This is a genomic window from Massilia sp. PAMC28688 (genome assembly GCF_019443445.1).
Classification (GTDB): Bacteria; Pseudomonadota; Gammaproteobacteria; order Burkholderiales; family Burkholderiaceae_D; genus Telluria_A.
In genome coordinates this window covers 1,786,373-1,812,657 of the sequence record NZ_CP080378.1, presented here as the reverse complement: position 1 = coordinate 1,812,657, position 26,285 = coordinate 1,786,373, and the positions used below count along the sequence as shown (strand labels likewise).

Sequence of the window (26,285 nt, the reverse complement as noted above, 5' to 3'; positions counted from 1 at the left end):
ATTGTCATCAAAAACAAGAAGGAGTATGTATGAGCGCAGAATGGAATCTCGTACCGGACAACCCCAAGCAGATCGAGGCGACCCGCGAGCGCTGCCGCCAGCTGGTGCGCCGCCGCGCGGCCTTTTCCGCGGGCGTGTCGGCGGTGCCGCTGCCCGGTCTGGATGTCTTGTCCGATGTTGGCTTGTTCAAGAAGCTGGTGGATGATGTGAATGCCGCTTTCGGCCTGACCCCGGCCCAGATCGATCAGCTCCAGCCCAATCACAAGCTGATTGTCTACAAGGTCGCTGTCGGTGTGGGTGGGGTCATGGTGGGCAAGCTGGTCACGCGCGAACTGCTGCTGCAGCTGTTCAAGCGCGTGGGCATCCGCTGGACCACGAAATCGGTGTCGCGCTTTGTGCCCATTGCCGGCCAGATGGCGGCGGCGGCCATCGGTTTTGCGATGTTCAAGAAACTGGGATATGAACACGTGGAAGCGTGCGCCCGCGTGGCGAGCGAGTTGACGACCATCCGCGCGTCGTAGCAGCGCCGCTGCCAGCCGATGGGAGACCAGGTCTCCATCGGCGGCCAGCATTTACGCGTCCGGGAGGACGACGTTCACTTCCAGTACTTCCAGGTTGCCCTGGCGGTCCAGCGACAGCTTGATGTCGTCGGCGTTGACCTTGGTGTACTTGGAAATCACTTCAATCAGTTCACGGTGCAGGGCCGGCAGAAAATCCGGTCCCGCGCGGTGGCCGCGCTCGCGGGCGATGATGATCTGCAGCCGTTCCTTGGCCGCCGATGCGCTTTTCCCTTTCGAGGGGAACAGGAATGAGAGCAGGGCCATATCACTTCGCTCCAAAAATTCGCTGCAGCAGGCCTGGCTTTTCGTAGGTGGTAAAGCGCAGCGGCAGTTCCTGGCCCAGGAAGCGCGAAATCACGTCTTCATACGCTTCCGCCACGTCGCTGCCCTTCATGTGAATAGCCGGGTTGCCCGAGTTCGATGCATGCAGCACCGTCTCCGATTCCGGAATGATGCCGATCAGGGGAATGCGCAGGATTTCCTGCACGTCCTGGTAGGACAGCATTTCGCCATTCTCGACCCGCTTGGGCGAGTAGCGGGTGATCAGGAGGTGTTCCTTCACCGGCTCGGCGCCGGTCTGCGCGCGGCGCGACTTGGCCTGGATGATGCCGAGGATGCGGTCCGAATCGCGCACCGACGACACTTCCGGATTGGTGACAATGACCGCTTCGTCGGCAAACGTGAGCGCCATCAGCGCGCCATGCTCGATACCGGCCGGTGAATCGCAGATGATGTACTCGAAGCCCATGTTGATCAGGTCATTGAGCACGCGCTCGACGCCTTCTTCCGACAGGGCGTCCTTGTCGCGCGTCTGCGAGGCGGGCAGGATGAACAGGTTTTCGCAGTGCTTGTCCTTGATCAGCGCCTGGTTCAGCGATGCTTCACCGTTGATGACGTTGATGAGGTCATACACCACGCGCCGCTCGCAGCCCATGATCAGGTCGAGGTTACGCAGGCCGACGTCGAAGTCGAGAACGGCCGTCTTATGGCCGCGCAGGGCCAGCCCAGTGGAGAAGCTGGCGCTGGAAGTGGTTTTACCGACGCCGCCTTTACCGGACGTCACAACAATAATTCGTGCCACTAGTAGGTCCTTTATGAAGATCTGTTTTTAAGCGCGGGAACCCGGACTGAGCGATAGTATATCGATCCGGTCGCCGGCCAGCCGAATTTGCGCGGGCTGCCGTGCCATATTCGGCGGGAAGCCTTCGTCGAACACGCGGTACACGCCTGCAATCGAGACCAGCTCCGGCTGCATCGCCAGGGCGAAGATGCGCGCCTCGGCGTTGCCCGACGCGCCAGCGAGCGCGCGGCCGTTGAGGGCCGCGTACACGTGGATGCTGCCGTCGGCGATGACTTCGGCGCCGTTGTTGACGGTAGCGGTAATAATCAGGTCGCAGCCGCGCGCATACACGCGCTGGCCGGCGCGCACCGGCTGATCGATGATCATGGTGCCCGGGGTGACGACGGCGGTGGCCGCGGTAGCCGCCGCCGGTGGGGCTGACGGGGCTGAGGGGGCCGGCGCGGGCGCTGCCACGGCAGCCGGTGCGGCCGTGGCAGCGGGCGCCGCGTCCGGGCTCCCGCGCGGCTTGATGCCCGACACGCCATCGTCCAGCGACAGGCCGCTGGCGCGGATCGCCTCGGCCATGGCAGCGCTGGCGCCGCGCACGGCGACGGCGTTGAGCCGGTATTTTTTCAGGATCTCGACCAGCTTGACCCAGTCAATGATAGGGGTACTGTCAGCGATCGTGGTGACATCGATGACGGCGAATTCGTCTTCGAAAAAATCCGCAGCGCCGCCGGTCATTTGCTTGAGCGCCGCGTCGATCGCGAGCGGGTCCGCCGAGTACAGGATCGTGGAGATCGCAACGACGGTGGAGATCTTGATTTCGATGGGTAGCAGGGACGGGCTTTTGAGCATATGGGAGTCGTGAGGTACCGCCTAAGGTCAGGGCGAAAATCGGGTCTAACGTCGCCCAAGTGGCGTAGAACTCGTGCATTCTACTGTGAAAATAAAGGAATGGGGAGGATTGGAAGTAATGTTCCGCGAGGCAATGGAATGTGCCTTTGCCGGGGTGGCAGCGGCATGCGGCGATTGGTCTGGCCGCATGGCGCACCCGTCATGGCCGGGCGCGCCGCCAGAGATGGGGCAGTGCGCTCAGGCTGATACTGGATCGGCGGCCACGCGCAGGGCGCGGGTGGACCACATGAGGTAGTCGTCGCGCCGCGCGCGCCGAAGCGGCAAGGCTGCATGCAGCGCCGGCTCGCCAATGCCGATGGTGGGCGCGGCATCACGCGCCAGTTGTGCTACTTCCTCGCGCAGCGCGAGCGCAATCTGCAGCGCGGTCAGTGAACGGGGCTGGTCGTCGCGCACGAACGATTGCTGCAAGATCGTCACGGGCCCAGGCAACAGGCCGGTGGGCAGCTCGCCGGCGAGGCTGCGCGCGCGTGACACGTCCCCGAAAATCACAGGCGGCTTGACGCAGGACCATCCGGATGTCTGCACCCAGCCATTGCTGCTGCAGGTAACGCCGTCAAGCCGCGCGCTGAAGCCATGTGCCGCTGCACCAGGCGCCCCGTCATACGCTTGGCCTGCCACCGCGCCACCGTGCATGCCATGCCGGCCAGGGCCGGCTGCTTCGCCCTTGTCCAGCGACGCAGGCGGGAGGCCGTCCGGGGCGCTGGCCAGCGCGCTCACGGCATGGGCGACGGCGTCGCTGTGTACCCGGGTGCTGCGCGCGCGGCTGGCGATTGCTGCGCGGCCGGCGGCCAGCGCATCCTCCGCGTCGCCGCCATTGAGCGCCGTCTTGAGAGTATTGAGTTCAGCGAGTTTTTCGGTGGCACAGGCCATCCAGGTGCGTACTTCCGGGTCGAGCGTGGCATCGCCCTCCAGGCTCATTGGGACGTGCAGCAGGGAGCACGAGGGCGCCAGCCACAGGCAGCCGTTGCGGCGCGCCAGCAGCGGCTGCAGCACCGAGATGGCGCCGTCAAGGTCAGTGCGCCAGATATTGCGGCCGTCGACAATGCCTACCGATAGCACCTTCGGCACCGGCAGCCAGTCGCATACGCTCACCAGTTCCTGGCGCGCGCTCACGCCATCGACGTGCAGGCCCGCCACCGGCAGGCGGCATGCAAGGCTCAGGTTTTCTTCCAGCGGCGAGAAGTACGTGGCCAGCATCAGCTGCGCGCCCGACTGGCCCAGCTGCCAGTAGCAAGGCTCAAAGGCGTTGCGCCACGCCGGCGCCAGGTCCAGGCCGAGGATTGGTTCATCAAGCTGCACCCATTCGGCGCCGGCGGCCTTGAGCTGCGCAAGCAGGGCGCAGTAAGCCGGCAGCAGCTGCTCAAGCAGGGACAGGCGGTCGAACCCGGCGTCTTCCCGGCCCAGCCACAGGAAGGTGAGGGGGCCGATCAGCGCGGCCTTGACGGCATGGCCCAGCGCGCGCGCCTGCGCCACCTGTTCCAGCAGGCGCCCGGCGTGCAGCGTGAAGCCGGTGGCGGCAGAAAATTCCGGCACCAGGTGGTGGTAGCCCGTGTCAAACCATTGGGCGGTGGCCAGCGGCGCGTCGCCCCGCGCCAGCGCCAGGCTACGCGCCAGTGGTGGCTCGCCGGCCTCGCGGCCAAAGCGCGGGGGCGCGCAGCCGAACAGCGCAATATGCTCGGCAACGTGGTCCCCCAGGGTGAGGTCGCCAACGGTAACGACGTCGAGCCCGGCACTGGCCTGCATGGCCCAGTGGCGGGCGCGCAGCTGGCGCCCGGTCTGCTCGACCTCATCGGCGCTGCAGTCACCGCGTGCAAAGGCGTCCAGGGCGCGAATCAGCTCGCAATTGGCGCCTAGGCGCGGGAAGCCGGGGGTATGAATGCGAACGGAAGCCATGAATGTCATTGTTGTGAAATATTCGATAGCTAAAGTTTGGGGCAAGTCCGCTTATAATAAAAACGAAACTTTTTGTGGTTTAAGATGAAAATTATTCATACTGAGGGCCGCTGATGCTCGAGCTTCGTCATCTGCGTACCCTGAGCGCGCTGCAATCGGCGGGCAGCCTGGTGCGGGCGGCGCAATTACTGAACCTCACGCAGTCTGCGCTGTCCCACCAGATCCGGCTCATGGAAGAGCGTTACGGCGGCCCCCTGTTCGAGCGCAAGTCGGTCCCCATTGCCTTTACCGCCACCGGCACCCGCCTGCTGGACCTGGCGGGCGCCGTGTTGCCCGCCGTAGAGCAGGCCGAGCGTGATGTGGCCCGCCTGTCGCAGGGCGATACGGGCCAGCTGCGGGTGGCGCTCGAATGCCATACCTGCTTTGACTGGCTGATGCCGGTCATGGACGAGTTTCGCCAGCGCTGGCCGGAAGTGGAAATCGACCTGGTCTCCGGTTTCCACAGCGACCCGGTGGAATTGCTGCGCGCGGGGCAGGCCGACCTGGTCATCGGTTCGGCATGCGGGCCCGGCTTTACCGTGTTTCCCCTGTTCCGTTTCGAGATTCTGGTCGTGCTGGCGCAAAAGCATCGCCTGGCTTCCCAGCGTCGCCTGGAAGCGGCTGATTTTGCGGGCGAAACCCTGATCACGTATCCCGTGCCGCAGGAACGCATCGATCTCATCCGCGAAGTATTGCTGCCGGCAGGCGTCAGGTTCGAACGCCGCACGGCCGAGCTGACGGTAGCGATCCTGCAGCTCGTGGCCAGCCGGCGCGGGGTCGCGGCGCTGCCCAACTGGGCCATCAAGAACTATGTCGATTACGACTATGTGCTGGCCAAGCCGGTGGGTGCGGGCGGCCTGTGGAGCGATGCCTTTGTATCGGTGCCGCCGGCGCTGGCCTCGAAAGCCTTCGTCGCTGACTTCGTGACCGTGATCAGGGAGCAATGCGCGCGCACGCTGGATGGCATCAAATTACTCACTTGAATCAATGCAAGCCGTTCGCGCAACTGTCATACTTGTTTTCAGTGAATAAGCTGATAAGATTGATTTTGCTCAAACCCGGACAGGGACCCTTGCCTTACCATGGCGGACTTTATCGCCCCGCGGGCGTTCCAGTGTGGCTGTTCCTGTTTGCTTGTGGCCGCGATCGGGCACGGGTGCAAGCGGCAAACCGGCTTGGGTCACCCTTTGCCGCGCACCGGCTATTGCTGGCGAACACCTATTTCTGTAACGGCAGCCGCATGCCGGTGATACACCGAAGTCGGCTGCACACTTGAAACCACCCTGGCCCTGCGCCAGTACATCGGAGAACTACATGGAAGACGTCGTAATCGTGGCCGCTGGCCGTACCGCAGTCGGTAAATTTGGCGGCACGCTGGCAAAAATCCCCGCCGCCGAACTCGGTGCCCAGGTCATCAAGGCCCTGGTCGCCAAGATTGGCCTCGATCCTGCCAGCATTAACGAAGTCATCATGGGCCAGGTGCTCACGGCCGGTGTTGGCCAGGGTCCCGCACGCCAGGCTGTCATCAAGGCTGGCCTGCCCGATATGGTGCCGGCCTTTACTGTCGGCAAAGTCTGCGGCAGCGGCCTGAAGGCCACTCACCTGGCGGCCCAGGCCATCAAGTGCGGCGATGCCGACATCATCATTGCCGGTGGTCAGGAAAACATGAGCGCTTCGCCGCACGTGCTCAACGGCTCGCGCGACGGCTTCCGCATGGGCGACGCCAAGCTGACCGACACCATGATTGTCGATGGTCTGTGGGATGTCTACAACCAGTATCACATGGGTGTCACGGCGGAAAACGTCGCCAAGAAGTTCGATATTTCGCGCGCCGCCCAGGATGAATTTGCACTGCAATCCCAACTCAAGGCCGAGGCTGCCCAGAAAGAAGGCAAGTTCAAGGATGAAATCATTCCCATTGAAATCCCGGGCAAGAAGGGCGTGACCATTTTCGATACCGACGAGTATCCAAAGCATGGCAGCACGCTCGAGGCGCTGTCGTCACTGCGTCCTGCCTTCAACAAGGAAGGCACCGTCACCGCCGGCAATGCATCGGGCCTCAACGATGGTGCGGCAGCCGTCATCATGATGTCCGCCTCCAAGGCCAAAGAGCTGGGCCTGACCCCGCTGGCCCGTATCAAGGCGTACTCGTCGGCCGGTCTTGACCCCACCATCATGGGCATGGGGCCGGTCTCGGCCACCCAGCTGTGCCTGAAAAAGGCGGGCTGGACCCACGAAGAAGTGGACCTGATGGAAATTAACGAAGCATTCGCCGCCCAGGCGCTGGCAGTGAACAAGGAAATGGGCTGGGATATCAGCAAGATCAACGTCAACGGTGGCGCCATTGCCCTGGGGCACCCGATTGGTGCATCGGGCGCACGCGTGCTGGTCACGCTGCTGCACGAAATGGTGCGTCGTGACGCCAAGAAAGGGCTTGCCAGCCTGTGCATCGGCGGCGGCATGGGAGTTGCATTAGCAGTCGAGCGGGATTGATTGATTGAACCCGTGATGTGTTTGTAGTCGTCAGATAAAAACAGGAGAAGACAAATGGCTAGAGTTGCATTGGTGACCGGCGGTATGGGCGGTTTGGGCGAAGCGGTGTGCATCAAGCTGGCCGCGCTCGGTTACAGGGTTGTCACCACGTATTCGCCTGGTAACAAGAAGGTGGAAGACTGGCTGGCAACCACCAGGGAAATGGGATTTGATTTCAAGGCCTATGCATGCGACGTTGCCGATTACGATTCCGCGCAGGCTTGCGTGGCCAAAATCCAGCAGGAAGTCGGTCCTATCGATGTGCTGGTCAATAACGCCGGTATCACGCGCGACATGACCTTCAAGAAGATGGACAAGCCGAACTGGGACGCCGTCATGGCCACCAACCTGGATTCGGTGTTCAACATGACCAAGCCGGTGTGCGACGGCATGGTGGAGCGTGGCTGGGGCCGCATCATCAATATCTCTTCGGTCAACGGGCAGAAGGGTGCTTTCGGCCAGACCAACTATTCGGCCGCCAAGGCCGGCATGCATGGTTTCACCAAGGCGCTGGCGCTGGAAGTGGCCCGCAAGGGCGTGACCGTCAACACCATCTCGCCAGGCTATATCGGCACTAAGATGGTCATGGAAATTCCCAAGGATGTGTTGGACAGCAAGATCATTCCGCAAATTCCCATGGCGCGCCTCGGCAAGCCGGAAGAAGTGGCAGGCCTGGTGGCCTACCTGTCGTCGGATGAAGCCGCGTTCGTCACGGGCGCCAACATCGCCATTAACGGTGGCCAGCACATGTCGTAAGTCGCCATTGCGGCAACAGAGAGCACTGCTTCGGCGGTGCTTTTTTTTATGTGGAGTCGCCCATGGTGATTCAAGCGAAACCTTACCTGCGGGAGATCACGCTGGACCAGGATGCCCAGCTTGATTTTTCGCGCTATCCCTTCAGCATTCCCGCCTTGCGCAACATGAACGTCGTCGCCCCGCATGCCGATGTGACGTTTTTTGTTGGAGAGAACGGTGCCGGCAAGTCAACCCTGCTCGAAGCCATTGCGGTCGCCATGGGCTTGCCGGCGGAAGGGGGCACGAGCAATGTATCGCGCCAGCAGCAGGAAGTCTCGGCCCTGGGCGACCATTTGAAACTGGTCAAAAGTTTCCGGCGCCCCCGCATGGCCTACTTCCTGCGCGCGGAAAGCCTGTTCAATGTCTTCACCTATCTGGACAGTCTCGGCCCCGGTTCCCGGCCTTCGCTGCACTTGCGCTCGCACGGCGAAGCCTTCATGGACGTGATGCTCGATTTCAAGCCGGGCGGCTTTTACCTGCTGGACGAACCGGAAGCGGCGCTGTCGCCCACGCGGCAACTGGCAGCCCTGTCGGCCATCCACCAGCTGGTGCAGCAGGACTGCCAGTTCATCATCGCAACGCATTCTCCGATTCTCTTGTCGTATCCGCGCGCCAAAATATTGCAGTTCGATGGAGAGGGGATTAGCGAGGTGGCTTACGAGGATACCGAGCATGTCGCCGTCACGCGCGACTTCCTCAATCACTATCAGCGCCGCCTTGAACGGCTGCTGGCGGATGACTGACGTGCCGTGCAACAAATTTCGCTCTTCTGTTACTCTTCATCTGTGTGCTGCTGCACGTCCGGTCTGAACGTCTGACCAAGGTCGTCCTGGCGCTGGAGATCACCCGCCAGCGCAACGTGCTCGCACCGAGCTGCTGGATATCGCCACCAGTACCGCCCTGTAATTAAATGAAGCTATGAAAGGATTTGCCATGTCGCTGCTGCCACGAGATGGCCTGGCCCTGAGCGCGCTCGAAGACCAACTACTCGTTCCCGGTACCAAGGGTGTGCCGCTGACCGAGCCATTGCGCCAGGGTGCCATCGCCGCCCAGGGCTGGAACGTGCTGCATGCCGACACCAGCTTTCCGGTCGCTGTCCTCAAGCTGACGGCGCTGCGGCATAACCTGGACTGGATGCGCGACTTTTGCGCACGCCACGGCGCCGCGCTGGCGCCGCACGGCAAGACCACCATGTGCCCGCAGCTGTTTGGCGCGCAGCTGGCCAATGGCGCATGGGGCATGACGCTGGCCACGGTGCCGCAAGTGCAGGTGGCGCACCGCTTTGGCGTGCGCCGCGTGCTCTTGGCCAATCAGCTGGTCGCCCGTGCGGACATCAACAGCATCATGGAACTGCTGCGCGGCGATCCCGACTTCGCCTTTTTCGCACTGGCCGATTCGCTGGAAGGCGTGGCGCGCCTGTCCGCCGCGGCCAGCATCCTCCCGCGGCCGCTGTCGCTGCTGGTGGAGCTGGGCATCAGCGGCAAGCGCGCCGGGTGCCGCAGCCCGCAGCAGGCAATGGAGGTGGCACGCGCCATCGCGGCCGCCCCGGGGCTGCAGCTGGCCGGCATTGAAGGCTACGAAGGCCTGCTGGTCTCCGACGACCGCGCGCACGACGTGCAGGCCGTGAATGCCTTTGTGGCGCAGCTGGCCGCATTGGTGGCCCAGTGCGATGCCGAAGGCTTGTTCGGCGCTGCCGACATCCTGGCCACCGCCGGCGGCTCGGCCTACTTCGACCTGGTGGCACGCGGCCTTGAAAACCTGCCGGCCCTGAGCCGCCCGCTCGTGCCGATTTTGCGCAGCGGCTGCTACCTGACCTGCGACCATGGCATGTACCTGGGCCTGACCGGCGAACTCAATGCACGCGAGGCCGCTGGCATCGGTGGCCTGGTGCCGGCGCTGGAGGTGTGGTCCATGGTGCAATCGCGCCCCGAACCCGGCCTGGCGATCCTCACCATGGGCAAGCGCGACGCTTCCTACGACGTCGCGCTGCCGGCCGCGCTGTGGTCGCACCGTCCCGGTCCCGGCACGCCCCGGCCCTTGCCGCCGGGCTGCCGCATCGTGAAGATGAACGACCAGCATGCCTACCTGCAGCTGCCGGAGGGCGACGTGCTATGCCAGGAACTGGCGGTGGGCGATTTGATTGGATGCGGCATTTCGCACCCCTGCACCACCTTCGACAAATGGCCTGTACTGCTTGGCGTGGATGACGACTACCGCGTGCAGCAGGCCTTCAACACCTTTTTCTAGGACGCGGCGCTGTCGAGAATGGGCGGCGCGGCGGAGTCCACCGGCGCCTCGTCCGGCCGGGGCATTTGATTCGCAATTTCGTAGAGCATGATGCGCTCGAGCGGCGCGCCCTCGTCAACCAGGCCCAGCAGCGCCTTGACCACAATCTGGCGCGTGTGCAGGCCATCGGCGCATTCGGCGGCCAGGCGCCGGCCCAGCCGGGCACACACGTCCATGACTTCATCGATCTTGACATACTGGGCGGAGGGCGGCCCGGCCAGATCCACCGGGGTGCATAAAGATACTTCCAGTTTCGCAGTCATGGCAGTCTCCCAAGAGTGAATTGAACGATAGCACTGTCCATTTTCCAATGGCGCCATGGAGACAAAGCGTTGACGCAACACGACGCCGGCATCGCGCCAGCATCTCGTGCCTTCAGGCATCCTGGCCGGCCCCACGCGTGACCCTCCCGTGCGCTACAATTTACGCTCTGACGCCCACCGAGAGCCTCCATGCCTGCCATCCCGACCGCGCTGTTTCCTGCGATAGCTCCTGCCCAGCACGGGATGCTGGAAGTGGACGCGCTGCACACGATCTACTGGGAAGAAGTGGGCAACCCCAACGGCATTCCCGTGGTGTTCCTGCACGGCGGACCGGGGGCCGGGCTGTCGCCACAGCACCGGCGCTTTTTCGATCCCGAGCATTACCGCGTCATCCTGTTCGACCAGCGCGGCGCCGGCAAGTCGACCCCGCTCGGAGAATGGCGCAACAACACCACCCAGTTGCTCATCAGCGACATGGAAACCCTGCGCCTCAAATTTGGTATCGATCAGTGGCTGGTGTTTGGCGGCTCATGGGGTTCCACGCTGGCGCTGGCATATGGCCAGGCCCATCCCGAGCGCTGCCTCGGCTTTGTCCTGCGCGGGATTTTCATGTGCGCGGCCGAAGAAGTGGAATGGTTCCTCAACGGCGTCCAGTGGTTCTATCCCGAGCTCTACGAGGAATTTGTCGCGCCCATCCCGCTGGACGAACGCGGCGATCTGCTCACGGCCTACGCCACCCGCATGCTGTCGGACGACCCGGACGTCTACTGGCCGGCAGCGCGGGCCTGGAGCCGGTTCGAGGGCCGGCGCGTATTCCTGCTGCCGCAGCCGGAGGAAGCCGCTTCCGACACGCTGGACCTGGGCGTGGGCCGCCTGGAGTCGCATTACATGGCCAATGGCGCCTTTCTGCGCGAAGGCCAGCTGCTCGCGGACCTCGGCCGCATTGCCCACCTGCCGTCGGTGATCGTGCAGGGCCGCTACGACGTCATTTGTCCGCCGCTCACGGCCCACCGGCTGCACCGCGCCTGGCCCGGTTCGGTCATGCGCATGATTCCGGATGCAGGCCATGGCGCCATGGAGAGCGGGATCGCGCAGGCGCTGGTGGACGCCACCGAGCAGTTCCGGCGCATCGGGCGATTCGAATAGCGGGCCGTTCAAGCGGTCCGGCTGCTACACTAGCGCCAAGACCTTATTACAGTGACAGCGCTTCATGAATATCCAGATCAGCGATATCGGCCATGTGATCCAGCTGGCGATTGCGCCCGTGTTCCTGCTGACGGGCGTGTGTACCATGCTGATGGTGCTGACCAACCGCCTGGCGCGCATCATCGACCGCACCCGCACGCTCGAAGACCGGCTCGATGTGGCTTATCACGAAGCCTACATGGACGAACTCGACGTGCTGTACCGGCGCTGGCACCTGATCAACTTCGCCATCGCGCTGTCGACTGCCTGCGGCCTGGTCATCTGCCTGGTCATTGCCATGCTCTTTTTAGGCGACACCACCAACCTGCCGCTGGACCGCTATATCGCGGCGCTGTTCGTGGTCGGCATGATCACGCTGATCGGCAGCTTCGTGTACCTGCTGCGCGAAATTTTCGTCGCTTCCAAGACCCCGCGCGGGCGGCGCCACAAGCGCCCCGCGCCTACCTGACTGAATCGTTATGCAAGACTACAAACGCCCCCCGACCCTGCACCGCTACGGCCCGCGCGCCGAACTGGAACTGGCCTTGAAGAGTGGCCAGTTCCGGCTGCAGCCGGTCAATGGCTGCCTGACCCTGTCGTTCTCCAAGGCCTGGGACAAGGAGCTGTTCGAAGTGCACGCTCCGGCCGACAGCTGCCTGGTCATCCACAATACCGAGGAATTCGGCGAACGCCTGCACCGCGCGGTGCAGCGCACCTTGCCCAGCTGGGCGGGCATTGACGGGGCGGTGGAGTACGGCGTGCGCGCCGCGCTGGGCGCGGCCTTTACCAAGAGTGCTGCCGAAGCCGACGAGCAGGAATGGCAGTTCGCGTGGCGCGCCATGTCGCCGCAAATGAGTCTCAATCCGGTGACGGTCCGCATTGGCAGCATTGAAAGCTTTGCCGAGCTGCGTGACCGCGACAGCTACACCGCGTAAGGCTTGCTCACGTCTTGCTCACGTCTTGTCCAGGTGGTCGAGTACCGCCTGCATCATGCGCGTGATGTCGCGCCGGATCATGTTTGACCCGAGTACGCCGGGCACGTAGAACTTCGGGACCATCCTGCCGGTGTAGTCCAGGCGCGTGCCGCCGTCGGGAAGTGGAGTGATCTCCCAGCGGCAGTCATACATTTTCATGTCGCCCGTGACGAGCGAAATGTCGATGGCGCTCATCGGCGTTTCGTGTGCCTGCACCACCAGGTGGATGTTCCGGCTCAGGAACATGAAGCGTGCCACGCCGGCCTGCTCCAGGATGGCGCGGTTGCCGTTGCGGGACAACAGGCGCGTCTTTTCCAGGTCCGGCACAAATTCGGGCATGCGTTCGTAATCGGTGAGGACCTTCCACACCGCAGCCTGCGATGCCTTGACGGTGCCGCTGGCGACCACTTCGAAAATCTGTTCGCCGTCGACTTCGACACGCCTGGCCGCAACGTCAAGCGGCGCCGCCAGAACCGGGGCGGCGCACGCGAACATCAGGCAGCAGAGGAGGGCGCGCGGGTGCATGGGACCAGCCTACGGTAAAGCCCCGTCCATGACAAGCGCGCCCCGCATCAGTCGTGCGCGCCCCGGACATCTGTATTGACGTGGCCGTACTGACATCATTTCCAAAAATTAGAACCCGGTGTCTACAGAAGTAGGTTTTAATGCAGGATCGTCGTATACACCTATAACTACAATGACCACTCAATACCCACATCTGCTCGCGCCACTGGACCTTGGTTTCACGACGCTGAAGAACCGCGTCATCATGGGTTCGATGCATACCGGCCTGGAAGACCGCTTCTACAACTACGGCAAACTGGCCGAGTTCTATCGCGAGCGGGCCAGGGGCGGCGTCGGCCTGATCGTCACCGGCGGCATTTCGCCCAACCGGCGCGGCTGGCTGCTGCCGGCCGGCGGCACCATGAACTTTTTGGGCGACGTCTTCAATCACCGCCGCGTCACCCGTGCCGTGCACGAAGAGGGAGGCAAGATCCTGATGCAGATCCTGCATGCGGGCCGCTACGGCTACCAGCCGTTCGTGGTGTCCGCGTCCGGCGTCAAGTCGCCCATTTCCAGGTTCAAGCCCAAACCACTGACTGAAAGCGGCATCGAGTCCACCATCCGCGACTACGCGCGCTGCGCCAGGCTGGCCAAGCTGGCGGGCTACGACGGCATCGAGGTGATGGGCAGCGAAGGCTACCTGCTCAACCAGTTCCTGTGCGCGCGCACCAACCAGCGCCAGGATCGCTGGGGCGGCAGCATTGAAAACCGCATGCGCCTGCCGGTGGAAATCATCAAGCGCATCCGCAAGGCGGTGGGCAAGGACTTCATCATCATGTACCGCCACTCGCTGCTCGATCTGGTCGAAGGCGGCAACACCTGGGAAGAAGTGGTCACCGTGGCGCACGCGCTGGAGCAGGCCGGTGTCTCCATCCTCAACACCGGTATCGGCTGGCACGAGGCGCGCGTGCCCACCATCGTCACCTCGGTGCCGCGTGCAGCCTTTGCCAGCGTGGCGGGACGCTTGCGGCGCGAAGTGAAGATCCCGGTGGTGGCATCGAACCGCATCAACATGCCGTTTGAAGCCAATGACATCATTGCCCGCGGCGACGCCGACATGGTGTCGATGGCGCGCCCCTTCCTGGCCGATTCGCAGTTCGTGATCAAGGCGGCCAGTGGCCGCACTGACGAAATCAACACCTGCATCGGCTGCAACCAGGCCTGCCTGGACCATACCTTTTCCAACAAGCGCGCCAGCTGCCTGGTCAACCCGCGCGCCTGCCATGAGACTGAGCTGGTGTACCGGAAGACAGCCAGGGCGCGCAAGGTGGCAGTGGTGGGCGCCGGTCCCGCGGGCCTGTCCGCCGCCACCGTGGCGGCCGAATGCGGACACGACGTGACGCTCTTCGATTCGAGCGACAGCGTGGGTGGTCAATTCAAGATCGCGGCCCAGATCCCCGGCAAGGAAGAATTCCACGAAACGATCCGCTACTTCCGCCGCAAGATTGATCTCACGGGCGTGAAGCTGGAACTGAACCGCCGCGTGACGCGCGATGAACTGGTCGCTGCAGGCTTTGACGACGTGATCGTCGCCACCGGCATCAAGGTGCGCATGCCGCCGATTCCCGGCATTGATCACCCCAAGGTGCTGTCGTATATCGACGTGCTGCAGAAAAAGGCGCCGGTAGGCAAGCGCGTGGCCATCATTGGCGCGGGGGGCATTGGCTTTGACGTGGGCGAGTATCTGCTGCACGATACAAAGCATCCGCTGCCGATGCCGGTGCAGGAATGGTGCGAAGAGTGGGGCGTGGACCTGAATGCCACCACCAGCGGCGGCCTGGTCAAGCCCGAGGCACCGGAGCCGGTGCGCCAGATCTTCCTCATGCAGCGCAAGACCAGCAAACTTGGCGCGGGCCTGGGCAAGACCTCCGGCTGGGTGCACCGCGCCACCCTCACGCGCCATGGCGTGGTGATGATGGCAGGCGTGACGTACGACCGCATCGACGACCAGGGCCTGCACGTTACCATCGGCGGCGAGGCGCGCCTGATCCCGGTTGACAATGTGGTGATCTGCGCCGGCCAGGACAGCCTGACCGAATTGATGCCGCCGGAAGGCAGCAGCGGCGGCCCGCGCTTTCACAAGATCGGCGGCGCGGCGCTGGCAGCTGAACTGGACGCCAAGCGCGCCATCAAGGAAGGTGCCGAGCTGGCAGTGAGCTTGTAGACTTGCCTGCTAAATCAAAGGGAGGGAACATGTCCGACACGCCCGACTCGCCCGATAGCCTCAGTCCTGTCCCCGTGCCACCACTGGCGGTTCTCCTGCTTGCGCTCCAGGAGCGCAAGCAGCGGCCCTTGACCAAGGTCGAGGTGATCATCGCGCGCGACCATTGCCATTGCGTGATGATGACGCAGGCCCAGAAGCTGGCGCTGGAGGCCGAGCGTGGCTATGCCGACGTGGATCCGAACCAGGTGTGGGAATCGTGGCAGGCGTTCTTGAGCCGGCGCGGCAGCCAAGGAGGCGTGACAAATAAAAAAGGGGCGGACCAATCATCCGCCCCTTCTTGCATGCTGCAGGCCGCGCTTACTTCTTGCGCACCACCACGCAGCCGATCGAGTAGCCGGCCCCGAACGAGCAGATCACGCCGTGCGAGCCGGCTGGCATGTCGTCCTGGTACTTGTGGAAAGCGATGATGGAACCGGCCGACGAGGTATTGGCGTAGGTATCGAGGATGACGGGTGCTTCGGTCGGCTCGGCATCGCGGCCGAGCAGCATGCGCGTGATCAGCAGGTTCATGTTCAGGTTAGCCTGGTGCAGCCAGTAGCGCTTGACCTGCTCCACTTCCAGCCCGGCCTTTGTCACGGTATCCTTGATCATCTCGGCAGCCATCGGGCACACTTCCTTGAACACCTTGCGGCCCTGCTGGCGGAACAGCTTGTCCGGCTTGCCCACGCCCGATTCGTCAAACCGGTTCATGAAGCCGAAGTTGTTGCGGATATTGTTGGAAAACTTGGTCTTGAGCTTGGATTCGAGGATCTCGAACTGGTGCTCGCCGCGTGCCGTGTCGGCCGCTTCCACCACGATGGCGGTGCAGGCATCTCCAAAAATGAAGTGGCTGTCGCGGTCACGGAAGTTCAGGTGGCCGCTGGTGATCTCGGGATTGAGCACAAGTACCGCGCGCGCCTGGCCGCTTTGCACCGCCGCCATCGCGGTCTGGATGCCGAAAGTGGCCGAGGAACAGGCCACGTTCATGTCAAAGCCAAAGCCGTCGATGCCCAGCGCTTCCTGCACCTCCACCGCCATGGCCGGATAGGCGCGCTGCATGTTGGAGCAGGCCACCAGCACCATGTCAATGTCGGAGGCTGATTTTTGCGCGCGGTCGAGCGCCTGGCGCGCGGCTTCCACGCACATTTCGGCCTGCAGCGACAGCTCTTCGTCGCTGCGCTCGGCAATACGCGCCGTCATGTGGCCGGGATCGATGATGCCGCTCTTTTCCATCACGTAGCGCGATTTGATGCCCGATGCCTTTTCGATAAACGCTGCGCTCGAGCCTTCGATGGCGGCCACTTCGCCGCTGGCGATGGCCTCGGCGTTGTCGGCGTTGAACTGTTCCGCATAGGCGTTGAAGGCAACGACCAGCTCTTCGTTGGAGATGGAGTGGGGCGGCGTGAAGAGGCCAGTGCCACTGATGACGACTTGTTTCATATCATACTTTCAATAGGGTGAAGCCGGAGGGCCGGCGCGTGCCGGTGATTCTACACTTGGCCGCAATGGCGCAAGCAAAAAAAGCCCGCCCGGCTGTCGGAAAACAGGGGGCCGGGCAGTGCCGGGAACGTCGCTACGGTTTGGCCGGCAGCGCGCCCTGGGCCAGCGTGGCTTTCTTGCTGCCCTTGGACAGCTGCATTGGCAAGCCCTTCAGGTGGTTGAGTGCCTGCTGCAGCTGGAAGTCTTCGCTACTGCCATATTCCAGCGGCTTGCGGTTGCGCTCGGCGGCCATGACGCGCAGCTGCTCTTCCAGCTCGTCGTTGGTGGCCGCTGCCGCCGCCTGTTCGCCCTCGTTGGACAGGTGCTTTTCCAGGTCCGATTCGCGCATGCGCAAGCCATTGAGGCCGTCGCCGTCGGCGTTTTCGTCGACCAGGAAGTCGGGCATGATGCCGCGCGCCTGGATGGAGCGTCCCTTGGGCGTGTAGTAGCGCGCGGTGGTCAGCTTGACGGCGGTGTCGGCCGTGAGCTGGCGGATGGTCTGCACCGAGCCCTTGCCGAAGGTCTGGCTGCCGATGATGGCGGCGCGCTTGTAGTCCTGCAGCGCGCCGGCCACGATTTCGGACGCGGACGCGGAACCGGTGTTGACCAGTACCGCCAGGGGCACGGTCTTGAGGGCGGCAGGCAGGCCGGCGAGCGAATCGCGGTTCGCTTCGAGCGCGTAATCTTCCGGCTCGCCGTAAAAGCGCTGGCGCGAATCGGGCAGCTGGCCGTTGGTGGACACGATTTCCGCCTTGGGCGGCAGGAAGGCGGCAGACACGCCAATGGCGCCTTGCAGCAGCCCGCCGGGGTCGTTGCGCAGGTCCAGCACGATGCCCTTGAGCTTGGGGTCTTGCTGGTACAGCGCCTTGATGCGCGCGGCCATGTCGTCCAGGGTCGGCTCCTGGAACTGGGAAATGCGCAGCCAGGCGTAGCCCGGTTCCACGATCTTGGCCTTGACGCTCTTCTGGATGATTTCCTGGCGCGTGATGGTAAACGCCAGCGGCGCCGGCGCTTCCTTGCGCACCACCGTCAGCGTGACCTTGGTATTGGGTTCGCCGCGCATGCGCTTGATGGCGTCGTCAATTGCCAGTCCCTGCACCGGCACGCTGTCGATGCGCGTGATCAGGTCGCCCGCCTTGATGCCGGCCCGGTAGGCGGGCGAATCCTCGATCGGGGAAACGATGCGGATGTAGCCTTCCTCGCTGGCGCCGATTTCGATGCCCAGGCCCACGAACTTGCCTTCGGTGCCTTCGCGCAGCTCGCGAAACGCTTTCTGGTCGAGGTAGGCCGAATGCGGGTCGAGCGCGGCCACCATGCCGGTCATGGCGTTGGTGAGCAGCTGCTTGTCTTCCACCGATTCCACATAGTCGGACTTGATGAGGCCATAGACATCGGCCAGCTGGCGCAGCTCTTCGATGGGCATGTCGGCCGCCACCGGCCGCTGCGCAAGCGCGGAAAATTGCATCGATATTGCCATGCCGGCGATGAGGCCCACGCTGACAAGGCCGGAATTTTTGAGGGTAGGACCCATGGTGAGCTCGTTCGTTGCTAAAAGGTATATGGGTGTTGCGCTCGGGGTAGCGCAAATCGAGTATAAACCCGTTCTGGCGGCACCGTCCCGGGCGCACGCGTTTGGCCCGGAGAATCAGGATCGCTGCGTGCCAAAAACAACGTTCAGGCGCCGCTGCAGGCCGGGTTTGCGCTGTTCCGTGACATTGCCGATAACAAGCGTGGCGCCGGCCACGCATATGGTCAGGAGGGCAATATCAAGGGCACTGGCCGGATCGTGGGCAAACAGGCGCGGCCACACGCCCAGTACCAGGCCATGCACCAGGTAAAGCGTGAACGAGTATCCGGCCAGCGTGCGGATTACGCCGGCCACGGCGGGCGGGAACGAGAACTGCGCCTGGCGCGCGCACAAGAAATGCAGGCACACGAGCAGGCAGACGGCGTAGTCGGCCAGGTAGCGGTCTGCCGAGCCCAGCGAAAATCCGGGGAAGGGCCACAGTTCGCGCCCCAGCGCGCGCAGGGCAATGTCGAGCGCAAACCATTTCCAGGCCACCAGCAGGGCCACGGTGGCAACGCAGCCGGCCCGTGCCACGGGCGGCGCCACGGGCAGGCATTGCTGGTGGCGATACACCCACACCCCTGCCAGCCACACCGGCAAGAGCAGCCACAGCTTGGGGCCGATCAGCAGCAGGACGGCGGCCGCGAGCACGGTGCGCAGGGCGCCCCGCAGGTAGAACACGATGCCGAAGAGCACGTAGTACCAGACTTCATAGCTGAGCGACCAGTACTGCGCCAGGAAGGGCGGCACTTCGGCCAGCTGCCACAGTTCGCCCATGAACAGCAGGTGCAGGGGAATGTAGATGTACAGTTTGGCGAGCTGGTAGGCGCCGGCAACGGCGGTGCCGGCCTGGGCCGGCAGCAGCGCGGCGAGCAAAAACGAGAGCACGAGCATCGGGATCACGGTGACATACATACGTGCGCAGCGCGCTGCAATGTATTCTTTTAGCGACGCTTTCTTGACGGCGGTGGTGTGGGCAATGACCAGGCCGGACAGCACGAAGAAGACGATGACGGCTTCGCGCCCGAAGTCGTAGAGATGATTTCCCGAGGGAATAAAAAACCGCTGCTGTCCATAGTGGGCGAGCACCACCAGCACTGCCGCGCAGAAACGCAATAGGTCCAGATAAAGGGAAAAATGCCTGTCCATCCTGCCTCGCCTGCCACCCTGTGCAGCGATGATACCGCAGCTTGTGTGCAGTGCAGCACATGTATCGAAAAGTAAAAATGTGGTCGGAGAAAGTATTTATCGCAGTGCAGAAGCTACAATGATTTCATCTTTTCCGCCCTTGCCGTACTCTCCGCGATTTTCATGACCACTCTCTCCCCGCTTGCCTGCCTGTTGTTGTCCGCCCTCGTTTCCAGTAGCGCCCACGCCCGGCAAGCACCGCCTGCCGCCACCGGGGCCGATGCGCAGCCGGCGCCGGCCGTGCCCAAGGCAGGCGAGAAACTGCAGCAGGTCACTGTCAGCGGCGAGCGCCCCAACGAGATCCAGACGCGCCGGCACGCCACCGCGGCCAAGATGATTTTCGGGCGCGAAGAACTGGACCGCAACGGCGACAGCAATGTCGGTGAAATCCTCAAGCGTCTGCCCGGCGTGACCATGGGCGGCCCCCCGGGCCGCGGTGGACGCAGCGGCGGGGCCCGCATGCGCGGCCTTGGCAACGGCTACACGCAGATGCTGGTCAACGGCGAGCGTCCGCCTGCGGGCTTTTCGATCGAGTCGCTCGCGCCCGACCAGGTGGAGCGCATTGAAATCATGCGCGGGCCGGTGGCCGAACACAGCACCCAGGCCATTGCCGGCACCATCAACATCGTGCTGCGGGAAGGTTACCAGCAAAAGGATATCCAGCTCAAACTGGCCGACAGCATCGAAGACGGCTTGCACAGCCCGAACGTATCGCTGTCCATGCCCGGCAAGCGCGGCAAGCTGACATGGCTGCTGACCGGGTCGGCCTCGCTCAACCGCGGCCGCGATATGAGCGAGGCCTTGTACACCGATTACGACGGCCAGGGCGTGCTGCTGCGCGAGCAGACCATCGCCGGTCGCGACAGCCGCACCACCCGTTCGCTGCACCTCATGCCGCGCATGACTTACCGCTTCGACAATGGCGACACGCTCAACTTCCAGCCGATGCTGGTGTCGAACCGCAGCCAGGGCGACAGCAACAGCGTGCTGACCCAGCGCCTGCCCGTGCCCACCACCACGCCGGGGCTGTTCAGTACACCGGAGTATGCGGTGTCGCTTGGCCAGTCCACAACCAACGGCACCTTCATGCGCGCCTTCGGCAACTGGCTGCACCGCATGCCGGAAGGGGCGCGGCTCGACGTCAAGTTCGGCTTTGGCGGTGGCCGCAGCCGCTCGGAAACCCAGCGCACGGAATACAGCGCCACCGGCGCGCAGACCGCGCTGCTGCTCGACAGCGACCGCGCGCGGCAGAACGGCATCAGCTACGGCGGCAAATATACCAAGTCGCTGGCCAAGGGCCACCTGCTGGCCGCCGGCTGGGACCTGGAAGCGACCCGCCGCACGCAGAGCACGGTGGCGCTGGTCAACGGCGCGGCGCAGTTTGGCGCCTCCGGCGACAGCTTCGAGGCCGACAGCCGGCGCGCCGCCATGTTCATCCAGGACGAATGGGACATCACGCCCAAGTGGGGCGTGTACCTGGGCCTGCGCTGGGAAGGCATTCGCACCAATGCCGACAATGCGAATCGCCACACCGAAAGCAGCACCAGCGTGTGGAGTCCGGTACTGCACTCGGTGTGGCGCCTGCCGGGCAGCGAAAAGGACCAGATTCGCGCCAGCTACACGCAGAGCTACCGCGCGCCGCCGCTCAATGACCTGATTGCGGCGCCCGTGTTCTCGCGCCAGAACAGCGCCACGCGGCCGGACCGCATCGGCAACCCGGACCTCAAGCCCGAGCTGGCGCAGGGCCTCGATCTGGCCTATGAACATTACATCGGCAAGAACGGCATTGTCAGCGCCAGCGGTTTTGTGCGCCAGATCGATAACCTGATGCGGCGCGAACTGAGCACCTACACCGATGCCGGCGGCGTACAGCGCTTCCTGTCGTCGCCATCGAACATCGGCAGCGCGCGCACCAGCGGGATTGAACTGGAAGCGAAACTGCAGCTGGCTGACCTGATGCGCGGCGCGCCCAATGTCCCCAATATGGACCTGCGCGCCAACTACAGCCGCTTCTGGTCCAGCGTGGACGGCATTCCGGGACCGGACAACCGGCTGGAACAACAGGCGCCATACACGGCCAACCTGGGCGCCGACTACCGCTTCAAGAAGATGCCGCTCACGCTTGGCGGCAGCATGAACTGGACCCCGGCTACGGTGGTGCAGACCAGCCTGACCGAGCGCACCAGCGCCGGCCTGAAACGCCAGCTCGACGCCTACGGCCTGTGGAAGTTCAGGAGCGGCACCCAGGTGCGCGTTGGCGCGGCCAACATCCACGCCGACGATTACCTGAATGGCCGGCTGGTGGAGGGCGACAACCGCATCGTGCTGGCCGACACCCGTTCGCGCACCTTTACCGTCTGGACTGCGCGCCTGGAGATGAAATTGTAGAAGTCTTGTGAAAAAATGCTGTACATTCCGACCCTGATCGACCGGCCACCCGCCATAACCCTGCACCCAAAAGGACGCATTGTGAAACGATATCTCCTCTCTACCCTGACCCTGAGTTTGATGGCGGCGTTTGCCCACGCGGCCGACACGCCGGCGCCGGCTGCCGGCGCCCCCGTTTCCGGCATCGATGTCCAGTACATCGATCCCGAAGTGCGCGTGCAGGACGACTTTTTCACGCACCTGAACGGCAAGTGGCTCAAGACGACGGAGATCCCGGCCGACAAGTCGAGCTGGGGATCGTTTGCCAAGCTGCGCGACGACACCACGCCGCAGATCCGCGCCATCATCGAGCAGGCGCAGAAGGACAAGACCCAGAAGGCCGGTACCGAGGCGCGCAAGATCGGTGACATGTACACCAGCTTCATGGATGAAGAGCGCCGCGAAAAACTGGGCTACTCGCCATTGAAGGGCGAGCTGGCCAGGATCCGCGGCCTGAAGGACAAGAAGGAGGTGCCGGCCCTGATCTCGCATCTGTCGCGCATCCGCGTGACCACGCCTTACGGCCTGTACGTGAGCCAGGACGCGCGCGACTCCAAGCGCTATGCCGTGTCGGTCAGCCAGAGCGGCCTGGGTCTGCCGGACCGCGATTACTACCTGAAAAAGGATGATGCCAAGCTGGCCAACGCCCTGGCCAAGTACGAGCTGCACGTGGCGGAGATGCTGGCCAAGACCGGCCACAAGGATCCGGCCAAGGCTGCCAAGGCGGTGGTCGCCCTGGAGACCGAACTGGCGCAGGCCCACTGGACCGCCGTCGAGCGGCGCGACCCCGTCAAGCGCTACAACAAGGTACCGGTGGCCAAGCTCGGTGAACTGACGCCCGGCTACGACTGGACGCGCGCCCTCAAGGACATGGGCATCGGTAACAAGGTCGATTATGTGATCGTGGGCCAGCCAAGCTATCTCACGGGCTTTAACGACGCCTTGAAAAACACCGATCTCGATACCTGGAAGTCGTATTTTGAATGGCAGCTGGTACGCAGCTACGCGCCGTACCTGTCCAAGGACTTCGTGGACGCGAACTTCGACTTTTACGGCACCACCCTGACCGGTGTGACCGAGAACCAGCCGCTGTGGAAGCGCGGCGTGGGCGTGGTGGAAGGCGCCATGGGCGAGGCGGTGGGCAAACAGTACGTGCAAAAGCACTTCCCGGCCGAGCGCAAGGCGCGCATGGAAGTGCTGGTCAAGAACCTCTTGGAAGCGTACCGCCAGAGCATCGACACGCTTGACTGGATGGGACCGGAGACCAAGAAGCAGGCGCAGGCCAAGCTGGCCACCTTCCGCCCCAAGATCGGCTACCCAAGCAAGTGGCGCGATTACTCGGCGCTGAAAGTGGCACCGGATGACCTGGTCGGCAACATGATGCGCGCCAGTCAGTTTGGCGTGCAGCGCGGCATCAACAAGCTGGGCAAGCCGATTGACCGGGAAGAGTGGGGCATGACGCCGCAGACGGTGAACGCCTACTACAGCCCGACCATGAACGAGATCGTGTTCCCGGCCTCCATCCTGCAGCCGCCGTTCTTTGACATGAACGCGGACGACGCGGTGAACTATGGCGCCATCGGCGGCGTGATTGGCCACGAGATCAGCCACGGCTTTGACGATTCCGGCAGCCAGTACGACGGCGACGGCAACCTGCGCGACTGGTGGACGGCGGAAGACCGTGCCAAGTTCAAGTCCAAGGCCGACATGCTGGTCAAGCAGTACAACAGCTACTCGCCGCTGCCCGGTTATAACGTCAATGGCGCGCTGACGCTGGGTGAAAACATCGGCGACAACTCTGGCGTGGCGATTGCGCACAAGGCTTACCGCCTGTCGCTGAACGGCAAACCGGCACCGGTGATCGATGGCCTGACCGGCGACCAGCGCTTCTTCATGGGTTTTGGCCAGGTATGGCGCCTGAAGATGCGTGAGGACCAGCAGATCGTGCAGGTCAAGACCGATCCGCACTCGCCCGGCAAATTCCGCGCCAACGGCACCATGAAGAACCAGCCGGCGTTCTACGAGGCGTTCGGCGTCAAGCCGGGCGACAAGATGTACCTCGATCCAAAAGACCGCGTCATCATCTGGTAAGCAGCATCCGTAAGCCAGCATGAGACAATGGAAGCGTCCCCGTTCTCGGGGACGTTTTTCATTGAGACGAGACATACATATAACCATAAAAGTATTTGTGCCAAATACAGGAGGAACACCCCATGAAACGCTATCTGCTCTCCACCCTGACACTGAGCCTGATGGCCGCCTTTGCCGTGGCCCAGCCGGCCGCGCCGGCGGCGCCCAAACCCGGCGTCGCCACCACGGCGCCAGCGACGCCACTATCGGGCATCGACATCCAGCACATCGACCCGTCGGTGCGCCCGCAAGATGATTTCTTTGATCACCTGGCCGGCAAATGGCTCAAGACCACCGAGATCCCGGCCGACAAATCGAGCTGGGGTTCGTTTGCCAAGCTGTATGACGACGTGCAGCCACAGATCCGCGCCATCATCGAGGGCGCGCAGCAGGACAAGAAGGCGGACGCGGAAGCGCGCAAGATCGGTGACCTGTACGCCAGCTACATGGACGAAGCGCGGCGCGAGCAGCTGGGCTACAAGCCGCTGGCACGCGAGCTGACCAGAATCCGCACCATGCGCGACAAGAAGGCGATCCCCGGCCTGATCTCGCACCTGTCGGGCATGGGCGTGGGCGTGCCGTATGCGCTGTACATCAGCCAGGACGGGCGCGACTCGACCCGCTACGCCGCCAATATCTACCAGAGTGGCCTGGGCATGCCCGACCGCGACTATTACCTGAACAAGGACGACGCCAAGCTGTCGGCCGTGCGCGCAGCATACGAAAAGCACGTGGCGCAGATGCTTGGCATGGTCGGCCACAAGGACCCGGTCAAGGCGGCAGCGAAGATCCTGGCGCTGGAGACGGAGCTGGCCAAGGCCCAGTGGTCCAAGGTCGAGAACCGCGATCCGGTCAAGATGTACAACAAGGTGCCGGTCGCGAAGCTGGGCGAACTGACCCCAGGCTATGACTGGACGTCGGCGCTGGCTGCCAGCGGCATCGGCAACAAGGTCGATTACATCATCGTCAACCAGCCCGGCTACCTGACGGGGTTCAACAGCGCGCTGAAAAGCACCGACCTCGATACCTGGAAGGCGTATTTCGAGTACCAGCTGGTGCGCGAATTCGCCGGCTACCTGTCCAAGCCATTCGTGGACGCCAAGTTCGCCTTCTACGGCACGACCCTGAGCGGCGTGACCGAGAACCAGCCGCTGTGGAAGCGCGGTGTGAATGTGGTGGAAGGCGCGATGGGCGAGGCAGTGGGCAAGCAGTACGTGCAAAAGCACTTCCCGGCCGAGCGCAAGGCGCGCATGGAAGTGCTGGTCAAGAATCTGCTGGAAGCCTATCGCCAGAGCATTGACACGCTCGACTGGATGAGCCCCGAGACCAAGAAGCAGGCGCAGGCCAAGCTGGCCAAGTTCACGCCCAAGATTGGCTACCCGAACAAGTGGATCGATTACGGCCCGCTGGCCATTTCGCGCGGCGACCTGGTTGGCAACATGATGCGCGCTGCCCAGTTCACCACCAAGCGCGAAGTGGCCAAGCTGGGCAAGCCAATCGACCGCGAAGAGTGGGGCATGACGCCGCAGACGGTCAACGCCTACTACAATCCGGCGATGAACGAAATCGTGTTCCCGGCCTCGATCCTGCAGCCGCCGTTCTTTGACATGCAGGCTGACGACGCGGTGAACTATGGCGCCATCGGCGGCGTGATCGGCCACGAGATCAGCCATGGTTTCGATGACCAGGGCAGCCAGTACGATGGCGACGGCAACCTGCGCGACTGGTGGACGGCAGAGGACCGGGCCAAGTTCAAGGCCAAGGCCGACTTGCTGGTCAAGCAGTACGATGCCTATTCGCCCCTGCCAGGGTATAACGTCAATGGCGCGCTGACGCTGGGCGAAAACATTGGCGACAATTCAGGCGTGGCGATCGCGCACAAGGCTTACCGCCTGTCCTTGGGCGGCAAGCCGGCACCGGTGATCGATGGCTTGACGGGCGACCAGCGTTTCTTCATGGGGTTTGGCCAGGTGTGGCGCATCAAGATGCGCGAAGCTGCCCAGGTGGTACAGATCAAAACCGATCCGCACTCGCCGGGCAAATTCCGCGCCAACGGCACCATGCTGAACCAGCCTGCCTTCCATGAAGCCTTCGGCACCAAACCGGGCGACAAGATGTATCTGGCGCCTCAGGACCGCGTAATCATCTGGTAAGTATTTACAATGGACGGTTGCAAGCAAAATTGTAACTAATTGATTAATGGCCACGAAAGTGGCCATTTT

The 26,285-nt window shown here is 63.3% G+C and carries 22 protein-coding genes; 13 read left to right on the top strand and 9 right to left on the bottom strand.

Features of this window, described 5'->3' with window-relative positions; all coding sequences use genetic code 11:
* Positions 1-29 precede the first annotated feature (29 nt).
* Entirely contained in the window at positions 30-521 is a 492-nt protein-coding gene (locus KY495_RS08100; RefSeq protein WP_219883147.1) for a hypothetical protein, read from the top strand.
* 51 nt (positions 522-572) lie between these two features.
* Here the strand turns inward: KY495_RS08100 and minE are convergent, their stop codons facing one another.
* The 4 genes from minE to KY495_RS08080 all read right to left on the bottom strand — a co-directional run bounded on the left by minE (position 573) and on the right by KY495_RS08080 (position 4,431).
* Positions 573-824, bottom strand: coding sequence for a cell division topological specificity factor MinE (gene minE / locus KY495_RS08095; protein WP_219883146.1), 252 nt, complete (start codon positions 822-824; stop codon positions 573-575).
* 1 nt (position 825) lies between these two features.
* Positions 826-1,641 carry a septum site-determining protein MinD gene (minD, locus tag KY495_RS08090; protein WP_219883145.1) on the bottom strand — a complete coding sequence of 272 codons (816 nt, stop codon included), beginning with the start codon at positions 1,639-1,641 and terminating at the stop codon, positions 826-828.
* Between the two features lie 27 nt (positions 1,642-1,668).
* Positions 1,669-2,478, bottom strand: a complete 810-nt coding sequence (gene minC, locus KY495_RS08085) for a septum site-determining protein MinC (RefSeq protein WP_219883144.1) — start codon at positions 2,476-2,478, stop codon at positions 1,669-1,671.
* Between the two features lie 237 nt (positions 2,479-2,715).
* Positions 2,716-4,431, bottom strand: coding sequence for a 5-methyltetrahydropteroyltriglutamate--homocysteine S-methyltransferase (locus tag KY495_RS08080; RefSeq protein ID WP_219883143.1), 1,716 nt, complete (start codon positions 4,429-4,431; stop codon positions 2,716-2,718).
* Positions 4,432-4,544: 113 nt separating this feature from the next.
* On the opposite strand from KY495_RS08080, the gene KY495_RS08075 reads away from it, so the two are divergent.
* From KY495_RS08075 to KY495_RS08055, 5 genes are all read left to right on the top strand, one after another.
* Positions 4,545-5,453 carry a LysR family transcriptional regulator gene (locus tag KY495_RS08075; RefSeq protein WP_219883142.1) on the top strand — a complete coding sequence of 303 codons (909 nt, stop codon included), beginning with the start codon at positions 4,545-4,547 and terminating at the stop codon, positions 5,451-5,453.
* Positions 5,454-5,784: 331 nt separating this feature from the next.
* Positions 5,785-6,963, top strand: coding sequence for an acetyl-CoA C-acetyltransferase (locus KY495_RS08070; RefSeq protein ID WP_219883141.1), 1,179 nt, complete (start codon positions 5,785-5,787; stop codon positions 6,961-6,963).
* Positions 6,964-7,017: 54 nt separating this feature from the next.
* Complete coding sequence (gene phbB / locus KY495_RS08065) at positions 7,018-7,758, top strand: acetoacetyl-CoA reductase (protein WP_219883140.1); 741 nt, start codon at positions 7,018-7,020, stop codon at positions 7,756-7,758.
* A 62-nt stretch (positions 7,759-7,820) separates the two neighbouring features.
* Positions 7,821-8,540, top strand: coding sequence for an AAA family ATPase (locus KY495_RS08060; RefSeq protein WP_219883139.1), 720 nt, complete (start codon positions 7,821-7,823; stop codon positions 8,538-8,540).
* 190 nt (positions 8,541-8,730) lie between these two features.
* Positions 8,731-10,044 (top strand): amino acid deaminase, encoded by a 1,314-nt coding sequence (locus tag KY495_RS08055; protein WP_219883138.1) that lies wholly within the window; start codon positions 8,731-8,733, stop codon positions 10,042-10,044.
* Here KY495_RS08055 and KY495_RS08050 read toward each other — a convergent pair.
* Positions 10,041-10,346: a hypothetical protein gene (locus KY495_RS08050; protein ID WP_219883137.1), complete on the bottom strand. Its 306-nt coding sequence runs from the start codon at positions 10,344-10,346 to the stop codon at positions 10,041-10,043. The genes KY495_RS08055 and KY495_RS08050 overlap by 4 nt on opposite strands.
* Before the next feature lie 189 nt (positions 10,347-10,535).
* Here KY495_RS08050 and pip point away from each other — a divergent pair, with 189 nt between their 5' ends.
* The 3 genes from pip to KY495_RS08035 all read left to right on the top strand — a co-directional run bounded on the left by pip (position 10,536) and on the right by KY495_RS08035 (position 12,466).
* Positions 10,536-11,492 carry a prolyl aminopeptidase gene (pip, locus tag KY495_RS08045; RefSeq protein WP_219883136.1) on the top strand — a complete coding sequence of 319 codons (957 nt, stop codon included), beginning with the start codon at positions 10,536-10,538 and terminating at the stop codon, positions 11,490-11,492.
* A 64-nt stretch (positions 11,493-11,556) separates the two neighbouring features.
* Complete coding sequence (locus KY495_RS08040) at positions 11,557-12,000, top strand: DUF2721 domain-containing protein (protein WP_219883135.1); 444 nt, start codon at positions 11,557-11,559, stop codon at positions 11,998-12,000.
* 10 nt (positions 12,001-12,010) lie between these two features.
* Complete coding sequence (locus tag KY495_RS08035; RefSeq protein WP_219883134.1) at positions 12,011-12,466, top strand: hypothetical protein; 456 nt, start codon at positions 12,011-12,013, stop codon at positions 12,464-12,466.
* Positions 12,467-12,484: 18 nt separating this feature from the next.
* Here KY495_RS08035 and KY495_RS08030 read toward each other — a convergent pair whose 3' ends face one another.
* Positions 12,485-13,030, bottom strand: a complete 546-nt coding sequence (locus KY495_RS08030) for an SRPBCC family protein (protein ID WP_229518537.1) — start codon at positions 13,028-13,030, stop codon at positions 12,485-12,487.
* A 172-nt stretch (positions 13,031-13,202) separates the two neighbouring features.
* Here KY495_RS08030 and KY495_RS08025 point away from each other — a divergent pair, with 172 nt between their 5' ends.
* Positions 13,203-15,233, top strand: a complete 2,031-nt coding sequence (locus tag KY495_RS08025) for an NADPH-dependent 2,4-dienoyl-CoA reductase (RefSeq protein ID WP_219883133.1) — start codon at positions 13,203-13,205, stop codon at positions 15,231-15,233.
* 357 nt (positions 15,234-15,590) lie between these two features.
* Here the strand turns inward: KY495_RS08025 and KY495_RS08020 are convergent, their stop codons facing one another.
* The 3 genes from KY495_RS08020 to KY495_RS08010 form a co-directional block, all read right to left on the bottom strand.
* The gene (locus tag KY495_RS08020; RefSeq protein WP_219883132.1) at positions 15,591-16,712 is read right to left on the bottom strand and encodes a beta-ketoacyl-ACP synthase III; all 1,122 of its coding nucleotides are present in this window, start codon (positions 16,710-16,712) and stop codon (positions 15,591-15,593) included.
* A gap of 133 nt (positions 16,713-16,845) precedes the next feature.
* Positions 16,846-18,282: a S41 family peptidase gene (locus KY495_RS08015; RefSeq protein WP_219883131.1), complete on the bottom strand. Its 1,437-nt coding sequence runs from the start codon at positions 18,280-18,282 to the stop codon at positions 16,846-16,848.
* A 114-nt stretch (positions 18,283-18,396) separates the two neighbouring features.
* Complete coding sequence (locus KY495_RS08010; RefSeq protein ID WP_219883130.1) at positions 18,397-19,467, bottom strand: acyltransferase; 1,071 nt, start codon at positions 19,465-19,467, stop codon at positions 18,397-18,399.
* Positions 19,468-19,629: 162 nt separating this feature from the next.
* Here KY495_RS08010 and KY495_RS08005 point away from each other — a divergent pair, with 162 nt between their 5' ends.
* The 3 genes from KY495_RS08005 to KY495_RS07995 all read left to right on the top strand — a co-directional run bounded on the left by KY495_RS08005 (position 19,630) and on the right by KY495_RS07995 (position 26,216).
* Positions 19,630-21,894: a TonB-dependent siderophore receptor gene (locus KY495_RS08005; protein ID WP_219883129.1), complete on the top strand. Its 2,265-nt coding sequence runs from the start codon at positions 19,630-19,632 to the stop codon at positions 21,892-21,894.
* 120 nt (positions 21,895-22,014) lie between these two features.
* Positions 22,015-24,024 (top strand): M13 family metallopeptidase, encoded by a 2,010-nt coding sequence (locus KY495_RS08000; protein WP_219884165.1) that lies wholly within the window; start codon positions 22,015-22,017, stop codon positions 24,022-24,024.
* 122 nt (positions 24,025-24,146) lie between these two features.
* A complete protein-coding gene (locus KY495_RS07995) occupies positions 24,147-26,216 on the top strand; it encodes a M13 family metallopeptidase (protein WP_219883128.1) in 2,070 nt (689 codons plus the stop codon).
* Positions 26,217-26,285 lie beyond the last annotated feature (69 nt).

Excerpts from the sequence above, each read along its gene's own strand:
- KY495_RS08040 (WP_219883135.1), top strand. The coding sequence starts at position 11,557 with ATGAATATCCAGATCAGCGATATCGGCCATGTGATCCAGCTGGCGATT.
- KY495_RS08055 (WP_219883138.1), top strand. The coding sequence starts at position 8,731 with ATGTCGCTGCTGCCACGAGATGGCCTGGCCCTGAGCGCGCTCGAAGAC.
- KY495_RS08060 (WP_219883139.1), top strand. The coding sequence starts at position 7,821 with ATGGTGATTCAAGCGAAACCTTACCTGCGGGAGATCACGCTGGACCAG.
- pip (WP_219883136.1), top strand. The coding sequence starts at position 10,536 with ATGCCTGCCATCCCGACCGCGCTGTTTCCTGCGATAGCTCCTGCCCAG.
- phbB (WP_219883140.1), top strand. The coding sequence starts at position 7,018 with ATGGCTAGAGTTGCATTGGTGACCGGCGGTATGGGCGGTTTGGGCGAA.
- KY495_RS08020 (WP_219883132.1), bottom strand. The coding sequence starts at position 16,712 with ATGAAACAAGTCGTCATCAGTGGCACTGGCCTCTTCACGCCGCCCCAC.
- KY495_RS08100 (WP_219883147.1), top strand. The coding sequence starts at position 30 with ATGAGCGCAGAATGGAATCTCGTACCGGACAACCCCAAGCAGATCGAG.
- KY495_RS08035 (WP_219883134.1), top strand. The coding sequence starts at position 12,011 with ATGCAAGACTACAAACGCCCCCCGACCCTGCACCGCTACGGCCCGCGC.
- minC (WP_219883144.1), bottom strand. The coding sequence starts at position 2,478 with ATGCTCAAAAGCCCGTCCCTGCTACCCATCGAAATCAAGATCTCCACC.
- KY495_RS08080 (WP_219883143.1), bottom strand. The coding sequence starts at position 4,431 with ATGGCTTCCGTTCGCATTCATACCCCCGGCTTCCCGCGCCTAGGCGCC.
- KY495_RS08025 (WP_219883133.1), top strand. The coding sequence starts at position 13,203 with ATGACCACTCAATACCCACATCTGCTCGCGCCACTGGACCTTGGTTTC.
- KY495_RS07995 (WP_219883128.1), top strand. The coding sequence starts at position 24,147 with ATGAAACGCTATCTGCTCTCCACCCTGACACTGAGCCTGATGGCCGCC.
- KY495_RS08000 (WP_219884165.1), top strand. The coding sequence starts at position 22,015 with ATGGCGGCGTTTGCCCACGCGGCCGACACGCCGGCGCCGGCTGCCGGC.
- KY495_RS08030 (WP_229518537.1), bottom strand. The coding sequence starts at position 13,030 with ATGCACCCGCGCGCCCTCCTCTGCTGCCTGATGTTCGCGTGCGCCGCC.
- KY495_RS08015 (WP_219883131.1), bottom strand. The coding sequence starts at position 18,282 with ATGGGTCCTACCCTCAAAAATTCCGGCCTTGTCAGCGTGGGCCTCATC.
- KY495_RS08010 (WP_219883130.1), bottom strand. The coding sequence starts at position 19,467 with ATGGACAGGCATTTTTCCCTTTATCTGGACCTATTGCGTTTCTGCGCG.
- KY495_RS08070 (WP_219883141.1), top strand. The coding sequence starts at position 5,785 with ATGGAAGACGTCGTAATCGTGGCCGCTGGCCGTACCGCAGTCGGTAAA.
- KY495_RS08005 (WP_219883129.1), top strand. The coding sequence starts at position 19,630 with ATGACCACTCTCTCCCCGCTTGCCTGCCTGTTGTTGTCCGCCCTCGTT.
- minE (WP_219883146.1), bottom strand. The coding sequence starts at position 824 with ATGGCCCTGCTCTCATTCCTGTTCCCCTCGAAAGGGAAAAGCGCATCG.
- KY495_RS08050 (WP_219883137.1), bottom strand. The coding sequence starts at position 10,346 with ATGACTGCGAAACTGGAAGTATCTTTATGCACCCCGGTGGATCTGGCC.
- KY495_RS08075 (WP_219883142.1), top strand. The coding sequence starts at position 4,545 with ATGCTCGAGCTTCGTCATCTGCGTACCCTGAGCGCGCTGCAATCGGCG.